Genomic DNA, 21469 nt, shown 5'->3' with positions numbered 1-21469 from the left:
AGTAGTTTATTGTATAGTATTCACAAATTCTGAAATGGAGTTTACGCCATTAGCCGTTAAATGTTTAATAAAGGCAGAACCAATTATTGCACCTTTAGCGGTTTTGGTTGCTTGCTTAAATGTTTCTTCGTCTTTAATTCCAAAACCGACAATTTGTGGGTTCTTTAAATTCATTTTGTCAATGCGCTCAAAATAACTTTCTTGCTCTTGACCAAAACCGGATTTTGATCCTGTGACACTTGCAGAACTTACCATATAGATAAATCCGTTAGAGGCATCGTCTATTTGGTGAATACGGTCATCACTGGTCTGCGGAGTGATTAGAAAAATGTTTAAGAGTCCGTGTTTTTTAAAAATTTCCTCGTATTCTTCCTGGTAAACATCTAACGGTAAATCTGGTAAAATGAGTCCGTCAATTCCAATTTCTTGACACTTTTTACAAAATGCCTCAACACCGTATTGCAACATGGGGTTAAAGTATCCCATAATAATCAATGGTATAGAAACCGTTTTACGAATATCTTTCAGTTGACTAAAAAGAATTTCGGTGGTCATTCCATTTTTCAAAGCGGCGGTAGAACTTTCTTGAATTGTTGGTCCGTCTGCCAAAGGATCACTGAACGGGAGTCCTATTTCAATCATATCAACACCATTGTTTTCTAAATCTTCAATGATTTTTACCGTGTTGTTTAATGATGGGTAACCAGCTGTAAAATATATAGATAGAAGCTTTTTATCTTCCTTTAATTTTGATGTTATTCTATTGCTCATAATAAGGTTATGCTAACTTAAAGTAATCAATATAAGTGTTCAGATCTTTATCTCCACGGCCAGAAAGGCTAATAACGACCACATCGTCTTTTTTGAATTTCCTATGTTCAAAAATGGCAAATGCATGCCCTGTTTCTATAGCGGGAATAATACCTTCTAATTTTGATAATTCCAATCCTGCAGCCATGGCTTCATCATCTGTAGCCGAATAAAACTCTGCACGGCCAGATTTGTAAAGGTGAGAATGCATAGGACCAACGCCTGGGTAGTCTAGCCCGGCAGAAATGGAGTAAGGCTCGGTAATTTGTCCATCTTTGGTTTGCATCAACATGGTTTTACATCCATGAATGATTCCTACTTTACCAAGGGCGGATGTTGCTGCGCTCTCACCAGAATCTACGCCTTTACCTGCAGCTTCAACTGCAATAATGCCAACCTCAGGCTCGTGTAGAAAATGATAATAGGTACCTGCGGCATTACTGCCACCACCAATACAAGCTACCACGTAATCTGGGTTTTCACGACCTTCTTTCTCTTTTAACTGCCATTTTATTTCCTCGGATATTACCGATTGAAAACGGGTTACCATATCTGGGTAAGGGTGTGGACCAATGGCAGAACCAATGATATAATGGGTGTCTACCGGATTGTTGATCCAATCTCTAATGGCTTCGTTGGTAGCATCTTTAAGTGTTCTACTTCCAGATTTTGCAGGTCTAACTTCGGCACCCAACATTTTCATACGGGCAACATTTGGCGCTTGGCGTGCAATATCTATTTCCCCCATGTAAACAATACATTCCATACCCATAAGAGCACAAACGGTTGCCGTGGCCACACCGTGTTGTCCAGCACCGGTTTCGGCAATAATTCTAGTTTTGCCCAACTTTTGAGCCATAAGAATTTGACCTATGGTGTTGTTCACTTTATGTGCACCAGTATGATTAAGATCTTCTCTTTTTAGGTAAATTTTGCAACCATGTTTTTTAGAAAGACGTTTGGCAAAATATAGGGGGGAAGGTCTACCGACATAGTCTCTTAACAGCTGATGAAACTCTTCTTGAAAAGAATCTTCATGCATCAATTTTAAATAATTTTGGCGTAGTTCCTCTACATTTGGGTACAACATTTCCGGTATATAGGCACCACCAAATTCTCCGTAGTATCCTTTTTCGTCAGCATTATAATTCATAGCGCTTCTTTAAACTTTTGTAATTCTTCAATATTTTTTAACCCTGGATCTATTTCAAATTTGCTATTTACATCAATGGCATAGCAGAATTTAGACTCGGGTGATTTCATAAACTCATTAATTTTATCAAGACTGTTCAAACCAATTCCCCCACTTAAAAAGAAAGGCTTGTTAGAAGGATAATTCTTAAGGACAGACCAATTAAAGGTATAGCCATTGCCCCCAGGGAGTTTCCCTTTAGTATCAAAAAGATAAAAATCGCACACATCTTCATAGGGCGTTAAACTTTCAAAATCAAACTCATCTTTAATGGAAAATACTTTAATGATCTCAATTTTTTTATTCAACTTCATAAGTTCCTCTGCAACTTGTCTACAATATTCAGGGCTCTCGTGACCATGCAATTGAAGACCCTGTAATTGATGTTTTTTGACCAACGTAATAATATAGTTTATATCGGCATCAACAAAAACGCCTACTTTGTTGATAGTGTGTGGTAATTCGGGAATTTCCCCATCAAAAAATCTAGCGGAATGTTCCCAAAATATAAAACCAAGATAATCTGGTCGCAATTGTGCAACTTCAGAAGTATTTAGTTTCATACCGCAGATTTTGAGTTTCATTTTATTTCTTTTAGATCTTTAATAAATTGAATGGCACTCTCGCCTGGAGTATCGGTTTTCATAAAATTCTCTCCGATTAAAAATCCTTTATAACCATACGTTTTTAATTCCTTAATTGCTTCAATCGAACTTATTCCGCTTTCAGATACTTTTACAAAATCATCAGGAATTTGGGAAGAAAGCGATTTACTAGTCTCTAAGCTAACTTCAAAAGTCTTTAGATTTCTATTATTGACTCCCAACATATCTATGCTGGGCATGATTGATTTATGAAGTTCGTCTTCATTGTGTACTTCTAATAAAACATCTAAACCTAAACTTTTTGCCAATTCAGAGAATTTTTTTATTTCTTCTCTAGTTAGCACGGCAGCAATAAGAAGAATAACATCTGCGCCATAAGCTTTGGCTTCTATAATTTGGTATTCACTAATTATGAACTCCTTACGTAATAACGGTAACTGTGCCGATGCCCTTGCAATGATCAAGTCTTCTAAAGAACCTCCAAAATATTTAATATCGGTAAGCACGCTCATACCACAAACACCCGCTTTTTCATACCCCATGGCAACCTGCCCAACATTTGCATTTTGATTAATGCTTTCTTTGGATGGTGATCTTCTTTTAAATTCAGAAATAATACCGGTGTCACTATCTTTAAGAGCTTGAGCCAGTGAAAAAGTCTCTCTGTTGAATAATACAGAATGTTCATATTGTGAAGAAGGGAAAATCAAATTTTTCAATTCTACTTCCTTTCGTTTATCCGCTACAATTTTGTCTAGAATATTAGCCCCACCTGACCTTCCCAAAGGGGAAGAACTTGATTTTGCTTTATATACTTTTTCAGAACTCATTTTTGACCTTTTTAGTTTTTTAATATTCCCCCTTTGGGGGCTAGGGGGTATTTGTTTTAATTTTTGCTCAACTCTTGTATTTTCTTCAATGCGTTCAATCCTTTTCCACTTAACAAAGATTCTTTGGCTTTTTCAAAACCTTGAATAGGAGTTAGGTTATTTACTGTGGCTATGGCAATACCGGCATTGGCACAAACTACATTATTTTGCGCTTCTGTGCCTTTACCTTGTAATACATTTATAAAAATTTGAGCAGAAGATTCAATGCCGTCACCGCCGACAATATCGGTTTGTTTAATTTCCGGCACACCAAAATCAGAAGGCTTTAGCATTGTTTCGGTATGGTTAGAAATAGTTTTGGTATTTCCTGTCAATGATATTTCATCATAACCGTCCAAGGCATGTAATACGGTGAAATTTTTATCTGTTTTTTGATAAAGGTATCCGTACATACGAGCTAATTCAAGATTAAAAACACCTACCATTTGGTTTTTTGGAAATGCAGGATTTACCATAGGCCCCAACATGTTAAAGAATGTTTTTACCGCCAGATCTTTACGAATAGGGGCAACGTTTTTCATAGCCGGATGAAATAGGGGCGCATGTAATACACAAATACCAGCCTCATCAATACATTTTTCTAAAAAGCCGGCATTGTTACTGAACTTGATTCCTAAAAACTCCATTACATTACTACTTCCGCATTTAGAGGAAACACCATAGTTGCCATGTTTGGTAACTTTTACACCGGCACCGGCAGTAACAAAAGATGCCAATGTAGAAATATTAAAAGTGTCTTTGCCATCACCACCAGTACCGCAAAGATCTATGGGGTTGTAAGCAGATAAATCTACTGCCAAGCATAAATCTAGCAATGCATCTCTAAACCCTTCTAATTCTTCAATGGTAATACTTCGCATCATATAAACGGTCAAAAAAGCTGCTATTTGACTTGTATTGTAGTCGCCTTTAGCAATATTGACTAATATGCGCTTTGCATCTTCTTTGGAAAGTATCTCGTGATTTATGAGCTTATTTAATGTTTCTTTCATTTTTTTAATACTATACAGTTCAACCTTAAGTTTAGTTCGCTTTAATTATGATTTAAGCGTTCAGCCAGTTCTCTAACATTTTTTTTCCTTGAGGAGTAAGTACGGATTCTGGATGAAATTGTACCGCATGTACGTCGTATTTTTTGTGTTGTAAAGACATTATTTGTCCGTTTTCATCTACTGATGTTGCTTCTAGAACATCTGGTAAATTAGTGTCTACGACCCATGAATGATATCTGCCAACTTCTATTTCTTTGGGAATATCTTTAAAAATTACGGCATCTTTGGTAATGTTGATCTTAGTGGCTATGCCGTGGTATACTTCCTTTAGATTGATCAATGATCCTCCAAAAACTTCCGCTATTGCTTGTTGACCTAGGCATACCCCAAAAATACTTTTGGTTGGGGCATACTTTTCTATAATTGGTTTAAGAAGTCCGGCTTCATCTGGAATACCTGGTCCGGGAGATAATACAATTTTATCAAAAGCATCAATCTCTTCAAGTGTAAGTTGGTCATTACGCTTTACAACGACCTCGCATTCCAATTCTTCTAGATAATGAACAAGGTTATAAGTAAAGCTATCGTAATTGTCTATGACTAATATTTTTTTCATTTTAAATGTCTTCTGCTATTTCTAAAGCCTTGGTTAATGCACCTAGTTTGTTATACGTTTCTTGTAGTTCACTTTCTGGGTCAGAAGCAGCAACAAGACCTGCACCAGCTTGATAATGGAGATTATGATTTTTGCTTAAAAACGTTCTGATCATTATGGCATGGTTAAAGTTTCCAGAGAAATCCATAAAACCTATGGCTCCACCATAATATCCCCTGCTAGTTTTCTCATATTTTTCAATAAGCTGCATGGCCATATGTTTTGGGGCGCCACTCAATGTACCTGCAGGAAAAGTGTCTGCCACCACTTTCATGGTAGGTATATCTGGTTTTTTCATGCCTGTAACTTTAGATACCAAATGGATCACGTGAGAGAAAAACTGTACTTCCCTATAATTCTCGACTTTAACTACATTGCCATTTCTGCTCAAGTCGTTCCTAGCTAAATCTACCAGCATAACGTGCTCACTGTTCTCTTTGTCATCGGTCTTTAGCTCTTTGGCGAGTTGTGCATCTTGTTCATCATTACCAGTTCTTTTAAAAGTACCGGCTATAGGGTGAATTTCGGCTTTGCCCTCGCTTACAATAAGTTGCGCTTCAGGTGAACTTCCAAATATTTTAAAATCCCCGAAATCAAAATAAAACAAATAGGGCGAAGGATTTACCGAGCGCAAAGCTCTATAAACATTAAATTCATCACCTTTAAAACCTTGCGAAAAACGTCTACTTAAAACCAACTGAAATACATCGCCACGTTGACAGTGTTTTTTTGCCAAAGCAACATGCTCTCTATATTCCTCATCTTTAAGATTAGACTTTCGATCACCATCTATTTTAAAGTTATAAGTGGCAAAATTTCTAATGTTTAGTAGTTGTTCCAGTTCTGGAATGTTATTATCGGTATTATAGCAATGCGCAAAAAGGTATGCTTCGTTTTTGTAATGGTTAATTGCAATGATGTTTTGGTAAACCGCATAATACACATCTGGTATGCTTACTGAATCTGATTTTTGAGATATTTCCAAATCTTCAAAATAACGAACTGCATCATATGACATATAACCAAATAGTCCATTATTAATGAATTTATAATCATTACTATCTGCCTTAAAAGCTTTGCTGAAAGAATCAATACTTTCAACAACGTCTATTTCTGGTGTTATTTGAATTTCTTCAACCACACCATCGGGAAATTGTTTTGTAATGATTTCGTTTTCCACTTTAATGGATGCAATAGGATTGCAGCAGATATATGAGAAACTATTGTTATTGGCATGATAGTCACTACTTTCCAAAAGAATACTATTTGGAAAACGGTCTCTAATTTTTAAATAAACACTTACCGGTGTTACCGTATCGGCAAGAATTTTTTTATGGTATGTTTTAAATTGATAGGCCATAGGTACTTTTATAAAATAAAGAAGGCTTGTCGTGATGACAAGCCTTTATATAGTTTTACTACAATGATGCTTTGCTCACGATGTTTTTCGTAAGTTGTTCCACCACCAAGTATTTGCGATTAAATTTTTCATTGAGGCTCAAATATAAAAAGGAAATTTAAACTTACAAACTTTACCTTATCAAAAATAAAAATCCCATTGAATTTATCTCAAAGGGATTTTAAATTGTTGTAATTCCACAAGTTTTATAGCAATCTAAAGCTTATAGTGCTAAATCTACCACTAAATCAAAGTCATCATAAATAGCTTTGTCACCTAAATTATCAAAAAAGCTTCCTGAGCCATATTTAATATCATATTTAGTTCTATCTATTTTAAGCGTAGCTGAAGCCTTATTTTCAAACATAGATACAACTAAAGTAACAGGCTTGGTAATTCCTTTAATTGTAAGGTCACCGGTTACCGTATATGAGTTATCGTTCATGGGTTTAACCGAAGTAAAAACCAATTTGGAAGTTGGGTTACTTTCAACACCAAAGAAATCTGCAGACTTCAAGTGTCCCTCTAATTTTTCTTTTCCTTTTCCTGCTTCTAGGTCGGTAACAACTATGGAAGTCATATCAACTACGAATTCTCCACCAACTAATTTTTTGCCCTTCATTTCTAAGTGACCAGATTTTAGATTAATGTTTCCATCATGTGAACCAGTAACCTTATATCCTTTCCAGGTAACTTTACTTTCGCTGACTTTTACTTCTTTCTTTTCGCCATCAATTGGGGTGGTAGCGGTTGCAGAGAAGCCAAAAACAGCTACGAATACTAAACTTAATAATGATTTTTTCATGTTTCTAATTTTAAATGATTGTGTTTAATTTATATGTGTGTAATTATTTGTTCTTGTGAATATCTCACCTTTGGGTAGTGTTGCGTATCGTCTTCGGTTGATCTATAACCGACAGCTAAAACTACTGCTGCGTTTAGACCTTTTTTGGTTAGGCCCAAAATTTTATTATACTGTTCTTTATTAAAACCTTCCATTGGGCAAGTATCTATTTCCATTTCTGCAGCAAGGGTCATTAAGTTTCCTAACACAATATATGCTTGGTTAGATGACCATTTATTTTTATCGTCATTAGGTAGGTCTAATAGTGCAGATTTCATACTTTGGGAATACCCCTCAAGATCTTCTTTTGTAACCCCTCTAGTGCTTACGATATTATCTATATAATCGTCAATTAATGCTTCGTCAAAATTAGGTTTGTTAGCAAGAACGAAAAGGTAAGATGAATCAGTAATTTGTGGTTGGTTGTATGAAGCTTTTCTTAACTCTTGTCTAATATTATCATTTTTAATAACATAAATTTCATAAGGTTGTAAACCATAAGAGGAGGCTGTTAGTTTTGCCCCTTCTAGTAAAGTGTCTAGATCAGCCTTACTAACTTGTTTAGAGCTATCGAATTTTTTAGTGGCATAGCGCCAGTTTAATTTATTTAATATCGTATTCATAGTTGTGCTTAAAATTTATCTAATAATTCATTGAATTGATGTAACTCTTCTTCTGTAAAATTTTTAAGCATATTTTCTTCTGCTTCAAAAAGTATTCCATCAATTTGTTTTAATATGTTCAATCCATCTTCGGTAATTACAATTTCTACTTTTCTTCTATTTTTTTCGCATACGGTTCTGTTAACATACCCCTTTAAAATTAGCTTATCTACTAAGCGGGTAGTGTTACTCATTTTAGTAACCATTCGCTCATTAATGGTAGAAAGATTTGCAGGTTTTCCATTTTGCCCTCTTAATATTCTTAGTACATTAAACTGCTGAACCGAAATGTCAAATGGCTTCAACACCATAGAAACTTCCTCATTTAGTTTATTGGCTACCAGAGCTACATGAATTAATGTCCGTTTGGCCAACGGCATTTTTTTGTTTGTTTTTAAAATTTCCTCTACATTCATGTGTGTACAATAATTGTATATACAAATGTAAAGTTATTTTGTTAGGATTAGTGATTGTTCAGATTAATTTTTTGTTAAAAATAGTTGTGAGGTATAAATAAATAAAAATCGATTATTTTTACGGTATATAATTTACACTATGGCAGATTTATCACAACAAGAATGGGAAGAGCAATTGGAGAAAGATTCTAATGCAATAATTCTCGATGTAAGAACAGAAGAAGAAGTAGAGGAAGGTATAATTCCTAATTCAATTAATATAGATATCTATAAAGGACAAGAGTTTGTGGCTGAACTTGAGAAGTTAGATAAGACCAAAAATTATTACGTGTATTGTAGGTCTGGTAATAGAAGTGGTCAAGCTTGTGCAATTATGAAGAATTTAGGTTTTGATAAGGCTTTTAATCTTCAAGGCGGGTTTATGAATTGGGAAGGAGAAACCGCTTAATTTTATTTCTTTAAGAAAATATGCCCGCTTTACAGCGGGTTTTTTATTTTTATGAAATGAAGGAAGATTTGCTTCATTTTATATGGAAGTACAAAAAATATCCAGTAAATGGATTAGAAACTACATCTAATGAACCCGTTTACATAAAGTCTGCCGGGACCCATAATCATTTAAGTGGTCCTGATTTTTTTAACGCGCAACTAGAGTTGAATGGTCAATTGTGGGCAGGTAATGTTGAGATACATGTAAAATCATCAGACTGGTATGCGCATAACCATCAAGAAGATCGTAATTATGATAATGTAATTTTACATGTAGTATGGGAAGATGATATAGGTGTATATAGAAAAGATGGAGGTCAAATACCAACACTGTCCCTTAAGAACTATATTCCTGTGCAAGTGCTTGAGAATTATCAAAAATTGTTCAATGTTAAAAACCATAGGTTCATAAACTGTGAAAATGATTTTGACAAGGTTGACGGATTTATAAGGAATAATTGGTTAGATCGCTTGTTTATAGAGCGTCTAGAACAAAAATCGGTCTACATTAATGAATTATTGTGCTATACCAATAATAACTGGGAACAAGTTTTGTTTTTAATGTTATTAAAATCTTTCGGTTCAAAAATTAATCGTGAAATATTTGTTGAAATAGGCAAGTCTATTGATTTTTCGATCATTAGAAAATTGTACAAAAAGCCATTTCAAATGGAAAGCTTGCTTTTAGGGCAGGCAAATTTATTGGAAGTTACTATAGATGATGATCAGTACTTAAATGAATTAAAAAAGGAATATACTTTTCTGAGCCATAAGTTTAATTTGATCCCGGTTTTCAATTCCCCAGAATATTTTAGGCTTAGACCAATGAACTTTCCTACCATAAGATTAGCCCAATTGAGTGCCATTTATGCTGAGAATAATAATTTATTCCATTCATTAATTGAAAATAATGAGTTAGATTTTCAGGAATATTTTAAAGTAGGTACTTCTCAATATTGGGATACCCATTATAATTTTGGTAAGAACTCTAAAAAAGGCAAAAAGAAAATATCAAATTCATTTTTAAATTTATTGATCATTAATACCATAATACCTTTAAAGTTTGCTTACAATAGGTATATGGGCGCTCAGGATAATGAAGGTTTATTTAAAATGATGGCTAAAATTAAAAAGGAAGAAAACAGTATTATAGCTAACTTTGATAAATTAGAAACATCAATCTATAGTGCTAAAGATTCTCAAGCCTATCTTCAATTGTACAATAATTACTGTACAAAAGATAAATGTTTAGATTGTGCCATAGGTGCATCTTTATTGAATGTAAAAGTCTAATTTTATACGCAATGAATGTATTCTATAAATTATTGCTTTATTTTCAAAAAAGAGGATTCGAAGTGTGCGGTAGAATTGCCGAGCGCTTGGGTATAAGGGCAAGAGTGGTTAGAACTTCTTTTATTTATCTGACCTTTGTAACAGTAGGTTTTGGTTTTGCTCTTTATCTTTTTCTGGCCTTTTGGTTGAAAATTAAGGATCTTGTTTATACCAAACGAAATTCAGTCTTTGATCTGTAATGTATGATAAACTTATTTCGGTCTAAAATATATTTGGCACTGACATTAATGCTAATGGTTTTGACCTTTGGTGTGTTGGGCTATAGGTTTATTGCAGATTATAGTTGGGTAGATGCTTTTTATATGACTATAATTACGGTCACTACTGTAGGGTTTTCCGAAGTAAGGCCTATGGGACCAGAAGGCAAGATCTTTACAATAATTCTTATAGTTACAAGTGTATTTATAGTTGGTTTTGCAATATCAATAGTCACCGAATACCTACTTTCCAGAAATTCAGTAGAACTGCTTAAAAAGAAGAAAATGAAGAATGCTATCGAAAATTTAAATCAGCATGTGATCGTCTGTGGTTTTGGGCGAAATGGAATGCAAGCGGCAGAAAAATTAAAGGCGTATAGGCGACCTTTTGTGGTAATAGAAAAAGATAAGGAGGTAATAGAAAGGTTTGAAGATGACGTATTGTTTATTGAAGGCGATGCAAATGATGATGATGTGCTATTGCAGGCAGGTATAGAGCGAGCAAAATTTTTAATAGCAACATTACCTGATGATGCAGCTAATCTGTTTGTAGTTTTATCGGCAAGGCAAATGAAGAAAAATCTGTTTATTATAAGCAGAGCTTCTTTAGTAAATTCTCAGAAAAAATTGTTTTTGGCAGGTGCTAATAAAGTAATTATGCCAGATAAAATAGGTGGAGACCATATGGCATCCTTAGTAGTGATGCCAGATTTAATAACGTTTATGGACAAGCTTTCCACAGAAGGTGAAAACACTACTAACCTAGAGGAAGTGGCAATAGAAGATTTTTCGGATCAAATAGAATGTAACTCTTTAAGGGATTTGGATTTAAGAAGAAAAACCGGATGTACCATAATAGGTTACATATCACCTGATGGTAATTATATCATCAACCCAGAAGCGGATATGGAACTGCAACCAAAAAGTAAGGTCATTGTGCTGGGAAGACCGGAACAAATTAAAAAATTAAACGAGATGTTCCATATAGAATAATCATCTTTCTATCATATATATTTGATTGCATCCATTATTTTTAGGATATTGCTAGACTAACTGACTAATTCAAAAAATTTTAAAACTTATGAAGTATAGACTTCTAACTCTATTAACACTGTTAATACCATTTCTTTCAATTGCACAAGAAAAAGGTTTGGATGAAAAAGTAAATGACGCCTTTATGCCTTTTGCAACGTGGTGGGAAGCTACAGTATTGACTTCTGTTCCAATTGCTGGGTATAACATACCAATTGTATTGATTCTTTTGATAGCAGGAGCTACCTTTTTTACCATTTATTTCAAATTTCCGGGTATAACTAAATTTCCATTGGCAATTAATGTTGTAAGAGGTAAATATGAGGAAATTGAAAAATACGGGCTGGAAAAAGTCCAGCAGCATATGACCGAAGATGGTGATATACCTGATACTATTAGAGATGAAAGTGAAGAGGGTGAGGTAAGTCACTTTCAAGCTTTGGCAACTGCTGTTTCTGGTACAGTAGGTCTGGGTAATATAGCGGGGGTTGCCGTAGCAATTGCTTTGGGTGGTCCTGGTGCAACATTTTGGATGATCGCTTGCGGACTTATTGGTATGTCAACAAAATTTGTAGAATGTACTTTAGGGGTTAAATATCGTGATGTAGGTCCTGATGGTACTGTTTACGGTGGTCCAATGTACTATTTGTCGCGTGGACTTAGTGAAAGTAACTTTAAGATTTTAGGTAAAATATTAGCCGGTATCTTCGCAGTGCTATGTGTGGGTGCATCTTTTGGTGGTGGTAACGCTTTTCAATCTAATCAAGCTGCCGTACAATTGACTTCAATGTTAAATTTGGAAGGTGGAGCTACAGGTGTGATTATTGGAGTAATACTTGCGGTATTGGTAGGTATTGTAATCATTGGAGGAATTAAAAAGATTGCCAGTGTTACAGAAAAGATAGTTCCTTTTATGGCAGGTATTTATGTATTGGCTTCTTTGGTGATCATATTTGCAAACATAAAGTATATAGGTGATGCATTCGGGATGATTTTTGCCGGTGCATTTTCTCCAGATGCTGCAATTGGTGGTATTATTGGAGTTATCATTGTAGGTTTTCAAAGAGCGGCTTTCTCTAATGAGGCGGGAGCAGGGTCTGCTGCAATTGCACACTCGGCGGTAAAGACAAGATATCCGGCAAGTGAAGGTATAGTAGCGTTGTTGGAACCGTTTATTGATACCGTGGTAATTTGTACCATGACCGCGTTAGTGATCATTTTCTTTAATATGGATGCCGGTGCTTTTGATTATGGTAATGGTATTGGTAGTACCGTAATGTTAAATGATACTGGAGCATATGTTGGTGGTGTGGACTTAACTTCAATGGCATATGACTCTGTAATACCTGGGTTTAGATATGTACTTACCATTGCAATTATACTATTTGCCTTTTCAACAATGATATCTTGGTCTTATTACGGACTTCAATCTTGGAAATATTTGTTTGGAAGAGGTAAAACTGCAGATATCTTTTATAAGGTTCTTTTCTTAATGTTCGTGGTTATTGGTGCGGCAGCAACGCTAGACGCTGTAATCAAGTTTTCAGATGCTATGATTCTGGCATTGGTATTTCCAAATATGATAGGTCTGCTTATCCTTTTCCCTAAGGTTAAGAAGAGTTTTGATAGGTATTTGACAGCCATTAGAAAGGTGTACTAATATTTTTATAGATTTTGAAAAATCTCAAATCCCACTTCAAGTTTAATAAACAAGAACGAAGTGGGATTTTCTTTTTGTTGTTATTGCTTATCCTTGTTCAAATAGGTTACTATGTCTACAGATCCTATTCTTCAAAAGTGTCAGGTCCTTTAATTTTAGAAAATTCCCTTCAGGTCCAGGTAGATTCTCTAAAAACCATAGCAGCAAAGAATAATAAGGAGCGTGTCTACCCATTTAATCCTAATTTTATTACTGATTTTAAAGGATATTCTTTGGGTATGACAATAGAAGAGATTGATAGGCTACATGATTATAGAAAGCGAAATAAGTTTGTGAATTCAGCGGAAGAGTTTCAGGAGGTTACCAAGGTTTCAGATTCCTTATTAAATGTAATCTCTAAGGATTTCAAGTTTCCGGAATGGACACAAAATGCTAAACCTAAATCTACTCATAAGTCTAATTCTATTGAATCTGTAAATGTAAATAAAATAACTTTGAAGGACTTAAACACTGTTACTGCGCAAGACTTGCAGAAAATAAGTGGAATTGGTGAGAAATTGTCTGCTAGGATTATAAAATTTAGAGATAGGTTGGGTGGTTTTTTAATCGATGAGCAATTGTATGATGTTTATGGTCTTGAAAAAGATGTGGTAAAAAGAATTTTGAAAGAGTTCAGGGTGATCAGTAAACCAAAAATCGTGAAAATTAACGTAAATATTGCAACTGCTTCAGAATTGTCAAAATTGATATATCTTCAAAAACACGTATCAGAAAGCATAGTAAATTATCGTAATCTCAACGGAAGTATCAATTCTTTGAACGAATTATCAAAAATAGAAAATTTTCCTATAGAGCGTATTGATAGAATTGCCTTATATTTGTCATTATAAAAATAACGCTATGCAAAGTATGTACTTCACCGAAGAACATCAATTATTTAGGGCCAGCCTTAAAGATTTTTTACAAAAAGAAGTAGTTCCCCATATAGACAGGTGGGAAGAAACAGGGACTATAGAAAGGTTTATTTGGAAGAAGTTTGGGGATATGGGCTATTTTGGTTTGGCAACTCCTGAAGAAGATGGTGGACTTGGACTTGATCTCTTTTATACTATTATACTGTTAGAGGAACTTCAGAAAATTAATTCTGGAGGATTTGCGGCGGCAATATGGGCACATGCATATTTGGCAATGACCCACTTGAACAAAGAGGCAGATTCTTTTTTAAAGGAAAAATATCTGCGTCCAAGTGTAGATGGTGATAAAATTGGCTGTTTATGTATATCTGAACCTTTTGGTGGTAGTGATGTAGCTGCAATGAGAACAACTGCAATTAAAAAAGGTGATCATTATGTTTTAAATGGTTCTAAGACCTTTATTACTAATGGGGTTTATGCGGATTATATGATTGTTGCGGCTAAAACAAATCCTGAATTAGGGAATAAAGGAATAAGCATATTTGCAGTAGATAGAAATAGTGAAGGTGTAACGGCTAATAAGTTGAATAAACTGGGTTGGCGAGCATCCGATACTGCAGAATTGGCTTTTGATAATGTTAAAATACCTGTTGAGAATTTAATGGGTGTTGAAAATATGGGCTTTTCTTATATAATGGAGCACTTTTCATTAGAAAGGTTGATCATGGGGGTAAATGCCCATGCCCGTTCTGAGCATGTTTTGGAGTATGCATTGAATTATATGTCAGAAAGAGAGGCGTTTGGTAAATCTATCAATCAATTTCAAGCGTTAAGGCATAGGGTAGTTGATCTTTATGCGGATATAGATATGTGTAAAGAGTATAATTACTCAGTAGCCTATAAATTGGATAAGGGGCAATATGTGGTGAAAGAAGCCACTATTTCAAAATTGAAATCCACTAAGGTTGCAGATGAGGTTGCTTATGAGTGTTTGCAATTTTTAGGTGGTTACGGGTATATTGAGGACTACCCCATGGCACGAAATTTTAGAGACAGCAGGTTAGGACCTATTGGTGGTGGAACATCTGAAATATTAAGGGAAATAATTTCTAAGATTATCATTGATAAGAAAGAATATAAGCCGGCTACGGTATAGTTCTAGAAATTTAAAAGTTTAAAAAATAGATTAAAGGTTGCCCATTTAAATATAGTTAGTATATTTGCAGCCTTAATCATAAAGAAAGGAGGTTGTAGCCCATGTTAATAATACCAGTAAAAGAAGGAGAAAACATCGATAGAGCTTTAAAGCGTTTCAAGCGTAAGTTTGATAAGACAGGTACAATGAGACAGTTGCGTAAGCGTCAACAGTTCACAAAACCTTCAGTTGAGCGTAGAGCACAGATACAAAAAGCAGAATATATTCAAGGTCTAAGAGATCAAGAAGAAGTTTAGGCTTTGTTTTAGAAAATAAAAATCCCGCAAATTGCGGGATTTTTTTTGCTCCATATTCAAGTAATTTAAAACTTTGATACCTTTAGGTAATGTATTTATCAGAATTTATATCATACCTCACATTAGAGAAAAAATACTCTGCACATACGGTTAAGGCGTACCAAAATGATATTCTGGAGTTTAAGAATTTTTGTGGGGCCAATTATGAGATTGAAGATATTGATACGGTAGAATATGTTTTAATTCGTCATTGGATAGTAGAATTGTCTGAAAAGCAGATTGATAATAGGACAATAAATAGGAAAATTTCATCATTGAAGGCGTATTTTAAATTCCTTCAAAAAATTGATGTGACTACTGTTAGTCCTTTGAGTATGCACAGAGCATTAAAGACAGCAAAAAAGATAGAGATTCCTTTTTCTGAGCTTGAGATGGAGAAAGTATTATCTGAAATTGAATATGCTGATGATTTTGAAGGGGCGCGGGATGAATTATTAATACATGTTCTTTATGTTACTGGTATGCGTAGGGCAGAGGTTATTTCTTTAAAAATGTCAGATGTAGATTTTGCGAATATGACCATAAAGGTGCTGGGTAAAAGAAATAAAGAACGGCTTGTGCCAATGCTTTTAGAAACAAAGGAAAAGTTTAAGATTTATTTGGATAACAGAAAGGGTTTAAAGGAAATTAATGACGGTTCATATATGTTTTTGACTTTGTCAGGTAATAAATTATATGAAACACTTGTTTATAGATTAATAAAAAAGTATTTTAGAGAGGTTTCCTCAAAGGTGAAAACGAGTCCGCATATTCTTAGGCATACGTTTGCAACACATCTTTTGAATAAAGGTGCAGATTTAAATGCGGTCAAAGAATTATTGGGTCATTCTAGTCTGGCGTCAACCCAGGTGTATACGCATAATAGTATTGCTGAATTGAAGAAAGTGCATGCTAAAGCTCATCCAAGGGGAAATAAAAAATAAATGTTTAATCTGGCTAAATTCTTAAGGCCTATAAATTTCCTGACTATGAAAGTAAATACGCAATCGGTAAATTTTAATGCAGACAGAAAATTGATAAATTTTCTTCAAAACAGACTTGATAAGGTGGAAACCTTTTATTCTAAGGTAATTAGCTCTGATGTTTATATGAAAGTGGAAAATACAAGTGCAAAGGAGAATAAGATAGTTGAGATTAAAATTTCTGTACCTAAAGATAAATTTGTGGTAAAAAAGCAATGTAAGTCATTTGAGGAGGCTGTGGATTCAGCTTGTAGTTCGCTGGAACGCAGGCTAATAAAACAAAAGCAGAAATTAAGATTACAAGTTTGAGAAAAATTTTTCAAAATTTGTTTTGAATAAATAAAAAATACTATACATTTGCAGTCCGTTAGAAATAGCGGGCTTTTTTATGACAGAAAAAGTCGTGAAATAAGCCGATGTAGCTCAGCTGGCTAGAGCAGCTGATTTGTAATCAGCAGGTCGTGGGTTCGAGTCCCTCCATCGGCTCTGAAGTTCTTTAAAATAATAGTTTGAGGGGAGATACTCAAGCGGCCAACGAGGGCAGACTGTAAATCTGCTGACTACGTCTTCGCAGGTTCGAATCCTGCTCTCCCCACAAATTTTTTTTAAAGGGTTTTATTGAAATATTGTAATATTATAAGCGGGAGTAGCTCAGTTGGTAGAGCGTCAGCCTTCCAAGCTGAATGTCGCCGGTTCGAACCCGGTCTCCCGCTCTATAAATTTTGACAGAAATGTCATTCCTGCGAAGGCAGGAATCTGCTATTTGGTAGATTCAACACTTTACGCCGGTGTAGCTCAGGGGTAGAGCGTTTCCTTGGTAAGGAAGAGGTCACGAGTTCAAATCTCGTCATTGGCTCAATTAAGGTATAAATTTGTACACTAATATAAACTAAGATTAAAATACATTAAACATGGCAAAGGAAACTTTCGATCGTTCCAAACCGCACTTAAATATAGGTACTATTGGACACGTGGATCACGGTAAAACTACATTGACTGCTGCTATTACTACTGTTTTGGCAAATGCAGGTCTTTCTGAATTGAGAAGTTTCGATTCTATCGATAACGCTCCTGAGGAAAAAGAAAGAGGTATTACAATTAACACTTCTCACGTAGAGTATTCTACAGCTAACCGTCATTATGCACACGTTGACTGTCCTGGTCACGCGGATTATGTAAAGAACATGGTTACTGGTGCTGCTCAGATGGACGGTGCTATTTTGGTTGTTGCTGCTACTGATGGTCCTATGCCTCAAACTCGTGAGCACATCCTTTTAGGTCGTCAGGTAGGTATTCCAAGAATCGTTGTATTCATGAACAAAGTGGATATGGTTGATGATGCTGAGTTGATCGAATTGGTGGAGATGGAAGTAAGAGAATTACTTTCTTTCTATGAGTATGATGGTGATAATGGTCCTGTGATCGCTGGTTCTGCATTAGGTGCATTGAACGGTGAGCAAAAATGGGTTGATACGGTTATGGAGTTGATGGAAGCTGTTGATAACTGGATCGAACTTCCTGCTAGAGATGTTGATAAGGATTTCTTAATGCCAGTTGAAGATGTATTTACTATTACTGGTCGTGGTACTGTTGCTACTGGTCGTATAGAAACTGGTATTGCAAACACTGGTGATCCTGTTGAGATTATTGGTATGGGTGCTGAGAAATTGAACTCTACTATTACTGGGGTTGAAATGTTCCGTAAAATATTAGATAGAGGTGAAGCTGGTGATAACGTAGGTATCTTGTTAAGAGGTATTGAAAAATCTCAAATTAGCCGTGGAATGGTAATCTGTAAGCCAGGTTCTGTAAAGCCACATGCTAAATTTGAAGCTGAGGTTTACGTATTGAAAAAAGAAGAAGGTGGTCGTCACACACCATTCCATAATAACTATCGTCCACAGTTCTACGTAAGAACTACTGACGTGACAGGTAACATTTCTTTACCTTCTGGAGTTGAAATGGTAATGCCGGGTGATAACCTTACGATTACAGTTGAGTTGATTCAGCCAATCGCGTTAAGCGTAGGTTTACGTTTCGCTATCCGTGAAGGTGGTAGAACAGTAGGTGCTGGTCAGGTTACTAAGATTATAGATTAATTTAGTCTTAAAAGAGTATTGTGTATAAGGGTGTTCTGCTCAAGCGGGACACCTTTACATGCAAATAATAGAATTGGTGATTTGGTTCACCGTTCATACGGGTGTAGCTCAGTTGGTAGAGCACTGGTCTCCAAAACCAGGTGTCGGGAGTTCGAGTCTCTCCTCCCGTGCACAATAGAATTTGGATGAATAATCCTATTTGTTGAAATTGTAAAACAGTATTTAAATGTTCACATATATAAAAGAATCCGTTGAAGAGTTAAGGAATAATGTTACTCTTCCTTCACGTGCAGAATCATCTAATTTGATGGTTGTTGTAGCTGTGTTTTCTATCCTTTTTGCTTTGGCTACTTGGGGTGTAGATACGGTCTTTAGTAAAGTGATAAAAGCATATTTCAACTACGTTTTAAACTAATAGGACTATGTCAGAGGTTTTAGAGAAAAAATGGTACGTTGTACGAGCTGTAAGTGGTCAAGAGAATAAAATCAAAGGATACATTGAAAGTGAAGTAGAGCGTCATGGTTTTTCAGACTATTTAGAGGATGTTCTTGTTCCTACTGAAAAGGTGGTTCAGATTAGAAACGGCAAGAAAATTAATAAAGAAAGGGTGTATTTTCCTGGGTATATCATGATCAAAGCCAATTTAGGTGGGGAGATGGTGCATATCATACGTTCAATAACCAATGTTATTGGGTTTTTAGGGGAAACTAAAGGGGGAGATCCTGTTCCTTTGAGGAAAAATGAGGTTAACCGTATGCTTGGTAAAGTAGATGAGTTAGCTGTGAATACGGATAGTGTTGCAATTCCATTTGTTTTTGGTGAAACGGTTAAGGTAATTGATGGTCCTTTTAATGGCTTCAATGGAACTGTTGAGAAAATTAACGAAGAAAAACGCAAGCTAGAGGTTATGGTTAAGATTTTTGGTAGAAAAACACCATTGGAGCTTAGCTATATGCAAGTAGAGAAGATTTAAGAATTTAGATTAAGTGTTACATACATATAATTAAAGTAGTGTTGCTTCCGTAAACACGCTTTTAATTTAATTTTAAACAATGGCAAAAGAAGTAGGTAAAGTAGTTAAACTACAAGTTAGGGGAGGTGCAGCGAATCCATCGCCACCGGTTGGACCCGCCTTAGGTGCTGCTGGTGTTAACATTATGGAATTCTGTAAGCAGTTCAACGCTCGTACGCAGGATAAACCAGGTAAAGTATTACCAGTTGTTATCACCGTTTACAAAGATAAGTCTTTCGACTTCGTTGTAAAAACACCACCGGCGGCAATTCAGCTATTGGAAGCGGCTAAGATTAAAAAAGGATCTGGCGAACCTAACAGAGTAAAATTAGGTAGTGTTACTTGGGACCAAATCAAGGCGATAGCCGAAGATAAAATGGTTGACCTTAATGCGTTTACAGTTGAATCGGCAATGAGTATGATTGCTGGTACTGCACGTTCAATGGGTATGAAGGTAGCTGGTAAAAGACCTTTTTAAAATCTTAAAAGTAATTAAATGGCAAAGTTAACGAAGAAGCAAAAGGAGGCGCATTCTAAAATAGAGAAAGATAAACTATACTCTGTTACAGAAGCTTCTGCTTTAATAAAAGAAATTACCAATACAAAGTTTGATGCATCAGTAGATTTAGCGGTTCGTTTGGGTGTAGATCCAAGAAAAGCTAATCAAATGGTTCGTGGTGTGGTAACATTACCTCATGGAACTGGTAAAGATGTAAAGGTTTTGGCTTTGGTAACCCCAGATAAAGAAGCGGAGGCTCAAGAAGCAGGTGCTGATTATGTTGGGTTAGATGAGTATTTGGAAAAAATTAAAGGCGGTTGGACAGATGTTGATGTTATTATCACAATGCCAAGCGTAATGGGTAAATTAGGACCGTTAGGTCGTGTATTAGGACCTAGAGGTTTAATGCCTAATCCAAAAACAGGTACTGTAACTATGGATGTAGCAAAAGCTGTATCTGAAGTTAAAGCAGGTAAAATAGATTTTAAAGTTGATAAAACAGGTATCGTACATGCTGCGATAGGTAAGGCTTCTTTTTCTGCTGATAAAATAGCGGACAATGCTAAGGAGTTGTTAGATACTTTGAATAAGATGAAGCCAACTGCGGCAAAAGGTGTTTACATGAAAACTATTTTCATGTCTAGCACTATGAGTCCTAGTTTGCAATTAGATCCAAAGTCAGTTTAACAGCTGGTAGTTAAAAATTAATAGTATGACAAGAGAAGAAAAAGCAACGGTTATAAAAGATTTGACTACGCAGTTGGCAGATAGTGCCACTATTTATGTGGCTGATATTTCTGGTTTAGATGCAGGTACAACTTCTGATTTAAGAAGAGCTTGTTTCAAAGCTAATATTAGACTGGCTGTAGTTAAAAACACATTGCTTGCTAAAGCAATGGAGGCTTCTGAAAAAGAATTTGGTGAATTACCTGAAACGTTAAAAGGAAATACTTCTTTAATGTTTTCAGATGTAGCTAACGCTCCGGCAAAATTGATAAAGAATTTTAGAAAAAAATCTAATAAACCTTTATTAAAAGGAGCTTTTGTTGAAGAAGCAATTTACATAGGTGATGAGAACTTGGATGCGTTAGTAAGCATTAAGTCTAAAGAAGAGATGATTGGTGAGATTATCGGATTGTTACAATCTCCAGCCAAAAATGTTATTTCTGGACTTAAGTCTGGTGGTGGTAAAATCGCTGGTATCCTTAAAACATTATCTGAAAAATAAGTACGCACAATAAACTAAGTATATTTTAAAAATTTTATTAAACGAT

General features: G+C 35.3%; 26 protein-coding genes and 5 tRNA genes. 21 read left to right on the top strand and 10 right to left on the bottom strand.

The features are described 5' to 3' along the window. Window positions 1–6 precede the first annotated feature (6 nt). From trpA to YQ22_RS03325, 10 genes are all read right to left on the bottom strand, one after another. The gene (gene trpA, locus YQ22_RS03370) at window positions 7–771 is read right to left on the bottom strand and encodes a tryptophan synthase subunit alpha (RefSeq protein WP_071340064.1); all 765 of its coding nucleotides are present in this window, start codon (window positions 769–771) and stop codon (window positions 7–9) included. Between the two features lie 7 nt (window positions 772–778). Next, window positions 779–1963 carry a tryptophan synthase subunit beta gene (gene trpB, locus YQ22_RS03365; protein WP_071340063.1) on the bottom strand — a complete coding sequence of 395 codons (1185 nt, stop codon included), beginning with the start codon at window positions 1961–1963 and terminating at the stop codon, window positions 779–781. Further along, the gene (locus YQ22_RS03360) at window positions 1960–2586 is read right to left on the bottom strand and encodes a phosphoribosylanthranilate isomerase (protein ID WP_071340062.1); all 627 of its coding nucleotides are present in this window, start codon (window positions 2584–2586) and stop codon (window positions 1960–1962) included. The genes trpB and YQ22_RS03360 overlap by 4 nt, the downstream gene beginning before the upstream one ends. Next, the gene (gene trpC / locus YQ22_RS03355) at window positions 2583–3437 is read right to left on the bottom strand and encodes an indole-3-glycerol phosphate synthase TrpC (protein ID WP_083414183.1); all 855 of its coding nucleotides are present in this window, start codon (window positions 3435–3437) and stop codon (window positions 2583–2585) included. The genes YQ22_RS03360 and trpC overlap by 4 nt, the downstream gene beginning before the upstream one ends. A gap of 56 nt (window positions 3438–3493) precedes the next feature. After that, a complete protein-coding gene (trpD, locus tag YQ22_RS03350) occupies window positions 3494–4489 on the bottom strand; it encodes an anthranilate phosphoribosyltransferase (protein ID WP_071340061.1) in 996 nt (331 codons plus the stop codon). A gap of 52 nt (window positions 4490–4541) precedes the next feature. After that, on the bottom strand, window positions 4542–5105 hold the full coding sequence (locus tag YQ22_RS03345) for an anthranilate synthase component II (protein WP_058105986.1): 564 nt from the start codon (window positions 5103–5105) through the stop codon (window positions 4542–4544). 1 nt (window position 5106) lies between these two features. Next, window positions 5107–6504, bottom strand: a complete 1398-nt coding sequence (locus YQ22_RS03340) for an anthranilate synthase component I family protein (RefSeq protein ID WP_071340060.1) — start codon at window positions 6502–6504, stop codon at window positions 5107–5109. A gap of 262 nt (window positions 6505–6766) precedes the next feature. Beyond that, window positions 6767–7348 carry a YceI family protein gene (locus YQ22_RS03335; RefSeq protein ID WP_172822514.1) on the bottom strand — a complete coding sequence of 194 codons (582 nt, stop codon included), beginning with the start codon at window positions 7346–7348 and terminating at the stop codon, window positions 6767–6769. A 29-nt stretch (window positions 7349–7377) separates the two neighbouring features. Then, window positions 7378–8010, bottom strand: a complete 633-nt coding sequence (locus tag YQ22_RS03330; protein ID WP_071340058.1) for an NAD(P)H-dependent oxidoreductase — start codon at window positions 8008–8010, stop codon at window positions 7378–7380. An 8-nt stretch (window positions 8011–8018) separates the two neighbouring features. Beyond that, complete coding sequence (locus tag YQ22_RS03325) at window positions 8019–8465, bottom strand: MarR family winged helix-turn-helix transcriptional regulator (RefSeq protein ID WP_058105990.1); 447 nt, start codon at window positions 8463–8465, stop codon at window positions 8019–8021. Window positions 8466–8604: 139 nt separating this feature from the next. Between YQ22_RS03325 and YQ22_RS03320 the strand changes: the two genes are divergently transcribed. From YQ22_RS03320 to rplJ, 21 genes are all read left to right on the top strand, one after another. Beyond that, entirely contained in the window at window positions 8605–8913 is a 309-nt protein-coding gene (locus YQ22_RS03320; RefSeq protein ID WP_058105991.1) for a rhodanese-like domain-containing protein, read from the top strand. Between the two features lie 56 nt (window positions 8914–8969). Beyond that, entirely contained in the window at window positions 8970–10247 is a 1278-nt protein-coding gene (locus tag YQ22_RS03315) for a DUF2851 family protein (protein WP_071340057.1), read from the top strand. 11 nt (window positions 10248–10258) lie between these two features. Beyond that, window positions 10259–10486, top strand: coding sequence for a PspC domain-containing protein (locus YQ22_RS03310; protein WP_058105992.1), 228 nt, complete (start codon window positions 10259–10261; stop codon window positions 10484–10486). Window positions 10487–10489: 3 nt separating this feature from the next. Then, window positions 10490–11497: a potassium channel family protein gene (locus YQ22_RS03305; RefSeq protein WP_071340056.1), complete on the top strand. Its 1008-nt coding sequence runs from the start codon at window positions 10490–10492 to the stop codon at window positions 11495–11497. Window positions 11498–11585: 88 nt separating this feature from the next. Further along, window positions 11586–13196: an alanine/glycine:cation symporter family protein gene (locus YQ22_RS03300; protein WP_071340055.1), complete on the top strand. Its 1611-nt coding sequence runs from the start codon at window positions 11586–11588 to the stop codon at window positions 13194–13196. 137 nt (window positions 13197–13333) lie between these two features. Beyond that, a complete protein-coding gene (locus YQ22_RS03295) occupies window positions 13334–14086 on the top strand; it encodes a ComEA family DNA-binding protein (RefSeq protein ID WP_232231301.1) in 753 nt (250 codons plus the stop codon). 10 nt (window positions 14087–14096) lie between these two features. Continuing rightward, window positions 14097–15266, top strand: a complete 1170-nt coding sequence (locus tag YQ22_RS03290) for an acyl-CoA dehydrogenase family protein (protein WP_071340053.1) — start codon at window positions 14097–14099, stop codon at window positions 15264–15266. Between the two features lie 101 nt (window positions 15267–15367). Further along, window positions 15368–15562, top strand: coding sequence for a 30S ribosomal protein S21 (gene rpsU / locus YQ22_RS03285; RefSeq protein ID WP_058105996.1), 195 nt, complete (start codon window positions 15368–15370; stop codon window positions 15560–15562). A gap of 89 nt (window positions 15563–15651) precedes the next feature. After that, the gene (locus YQ22_RS03280; protein ID WP_071340052.1) at window positions 15652–16545 is read left to right on the top strand and encodes a tyrosine-type recombinase/integrase; all 894 of its coding nucleotides are present in this window, start codon (window positions 15652–15654) and stop codon (window positions 16543–16545) included. 45 nt (window positions 16546–16590) lie between these two features. Then, window positions 16591–16893, top strand: a complete 303-nt coding sequence (gene hpf / locus YQ22_RS03275; RefSeq protein ID WP_058105998.1) for a ribosome hibernation-promoting factor, HPF/YfiA family — start codon at window positions 16591–16593, stop codon at window positions 16891–16893. Window positions 16894–16996: 103 nt separating this feature from the next. After that, window positions 16997–17070 (top strand) — tRNA-Thr (locus YQ22_RS03270). A gap of 27 nt (window positions 17071–17097) precedes the next feature. Further along, a tRNA-Tyr gene (locus YQ22_RS03265) sits at window positions 17098–17179 on the top strand. A gap of 45 nt (window positions 17180–17224) precedes the next feature. Then, window positions 17225–17297 (top strand) — tRNA-Gly (locus tag YQ22_RS03260). Between the two features lie 71 nt (window positions 17298–17368). After that, a tRNA-Thr gene (locus YQ22_RS03255) sits at window positions 17369–17440 on the top strand. 55 nt (window positions 17441–17495) lie between these two features. Further along, window positions 17496–18683, top strand: coding sequence for an elongation factor Tu (gene tuf, locus YQ22_RS03250; RefSeq protein WP_058105999.1), 1188 nt, complete (start codon window positions 17496–17498; stop codon window positions 18681–18683). Between the two features lie 97 nt (window positions 18684–18780). Then, window positions 18781–18853, top strand: a tRNA-Trp gene (locus YQ22_RS03245). 56 nt (window positions 18854–18909) lie between these two features. Further along, window positions 18910–19098: a preprotein translocase subunit SecE gene (gene secE, locus YQ22_RS03240; RefSeq protein ID WP_058106000.1), complete on the top strand. Its 189-nt coding sequence runs from the start codon at window positions 18910–18912 to the stop codon at window positions 19096–19098. A gap of 7 nt (window positions 19099–19105) precedes the next feature. Further along, complete coding sequence (nusG, locus tag YQ22_RS03235; protein ID WP_058106001.1) at window positions 19106–19657, top strand: transcription termination/antitermination protein NusG; 552 nt, start codon at window positions 19106–19108, stop codon at window positions 19655–19657. Window positions 19658–19736: 79 nt separating this feature from the next. Further along, a complete protein-coding gene (gene rplK / locus YQ22_RS03230) occupies window positions 19737–20174 on the top strand; it encodes a 50S ribosomal protein L11 (protein ID WP_058106002.1) in 438 nt (145 codons plus the stop codon). Between the two features lie 18 nt (window positions 20175–20192). Continuing rightward, window positions 20193–20882, top strand: coding sequence for a 50S ribosomal protein L1 (gene rplA, locus YQ22_RS03225; protein ID WP_058106003.1), 690 nt, complete (start codon window positions 20193–20195; stop codon window positions 20880–20882). A 25-nt stretch (window positions 20883–20907) separates the two neighbouring features. Further along, window positions 20908–21423 (top strand): 50S ribosomal protein L10, encoded by a 516-nt coding sequence (gene rplJ / locus YQ22_RS03220; protein WP_058106004.1) that lies wholly within the window; start codon window positions 20908–20910, stop codon window positions 21421–21423. The last annotated feature ends 46 nt before the right edge of the window (window positions 21424–21469 follow it).

The sequence above is a fragment of the Maribacter sp. 1_2014MBL_MicDiv genome (genome assembly GCF_001865655.1).
GTDB lineage: Bacteria > Bacteroidota > Bacteroidia > Flavobacteriales > Flavobacteriaceae > Maribacter > Maribacter dokdonensis.
This window is presented reverse-complemented; position numbering and strand designations above follow the sequence as displayed.

Bases quoted from the DNA above. Each gene is read 5' to 3' on its own strand.
- trpA (WP_071340064.1), bottom strand. From the start codon at position 771: ATGAGCAATAGAATAACATCAAAATTAAAGGAAGATAAAAAGCTTCTA.
- trpB (WP_071340063.1), bottom strand. From the start codon at position 1,963: ATGAATTATAATGCTGACGAAAAAGGATACTACGGAGAATTTGGTGGT.
- YQ22_RS03360 (WP_071340062.1), bottom strand. From the start codon at position 2,586: ATGAAACTCAAAATCTGCGGTATGAAACTAAATACTTCTGAAGTTGCA.
- trpC (WP_083414183.1), bottom strand. From the start codon at position 3,437: ATGAGTTCTGAAAAAGTATATAAAGCAAAATCAAGTTCTTCCCCTTTG.
- trpD (WP_071340061.1), bottom strand. From the start codon at position 4,489: ATGAAAGAAACATTAAATAAGCTCATAAATCACGAGATACTTTCCAAA.
- YQ22_RS03345 (WP_058105986.1), bottom strand. From the start codon at position 5,105: ATGAAAAAAATATTAGTCATAGACAATTACGATAGCTTTACTTATAAC.
- YQ22_RS03340 (WP_071340060.1), bottom strand. From the start codon at position 6,504: ATGGCCTATCAATTTAAAACATACCATAAAAAAATTCTTGCCGATACG.
- YQ22_RS03335 (WP_172822514.1), bottom strand. From the start codon at position 7,348: ATGAAAAAATCATTATTAAGTTTAGTATTCGTAGCTGTTTTTGGCTTC.
- YQ22_RS03330 (WP_071340058.1), bottom strand. From the start codon at position 8,010: ATGAATACGATATTAAATAAATTAAACTGGCGCTATGCCACTAAAAAA.
- YQ22_RS03325 (WP_058105990.1), bottom strand. From the start codon at position 8,465: ATGAATGTAGAGGAAATTTTAAAAACAAACAAAAAAATGCCGTTGGCC.
- YQ22_RS03320 (WP_058105991.1), top strand. From the start codon at position 8,605: ATGGCAGATTTATCACAACAAGAATGGGAAGAGCAATTGGAGAAAGAT.
- YQ22_RS03315 (WP_071340057.1), top strand. From the start codon at position 8,970: ATGAAGGAAGATTTGCTTCATTTTATATGGAAGTACAAAAAATATCCA.
- YQ22_RS03310 (WP_058105992.1), top strand. From the start codon at position 10,259: ATGAATGTATTCTATAAATTATTGCTTTATTTTCAAAAAAGAGGATTC.
- YQ22_RS03305 (WP_071340056.1), top strand. From the start codon at position 10,490: ATGATAAACTTATTTCGGTCTAAAATATATTTGGCACTGACATTAATG.
- YQ22_RS03300 (WP_071340055.1), top strand. From the start codon at position 11,586: ATGAAGTATAGACTTCTAACTCTATTAACACTGTTAATACCATTTCTT.
- YQ22_RS03290 (WP_071340053.1), top strand. From the start codon at position 14,097: ATGCAAAGTATGTACTTCACCGAAGAACATCAATTATTTAGGGCCAGC.
- rpsU (WP_058105996.1), top strand. From the start codon at position 15,368: ATGTTAATAATACCAGTAAAAGAAGGAGAAAACATCGATAGAGCTTTA.
- YQ22_RS03280 (WP_071340052.1), top strand. From the start codon at position 15,652: ATGTATTTATCAGAATTTATATCATACCTCACATTAGAGAAAAAATAC.
- hpf (WP_058105998.1), top strand. From the start codon at position 16,591: ATGAAAGTAAATACGCAATCGGTAAATTTTAATGCAGACAGAAAATTG.
- tuf (WP_058105999.1), top strand. From the start codon at position 17,496: ATGGCAAAGGAAACTTTCGATCGTTCCAAACCGCACTTAAATATAGGT.
- secE (WP_058106000.1), top strand. From the start codon at position 18,910: ATGTTCACATATATAAAAGAATCCGTTGAAGAGTTAAGGAATAATGTT.
- nusG (WP_058106001.1), top strand. From the start codon at position 19,106: ATGTCAGAGGTTTTAGAGAAAAAATGGTACGTTGTACGAGCTGTAAGT.
- rplK (WP_058106002.1), top strand. From the start codon at position 19,737: ATGGCAAAAGAAGTAGGTAAAGTAGTTAAACTACAAGTTAGGGGAGGT.
- rplA (WP_058106003.1), top strand. From the start codon at position 20,193: ATGGCAAAGTTAACGAAGAAGCAAAAGGAGGCGCATTCTAAAATAGAG.
- rplJ (WP_058106004.1), top strand. From the start codon at position 20,908: ATGACAAGAGAAGAAAAAGCAACGGTTATAAAAGATTTGACTACGCAG.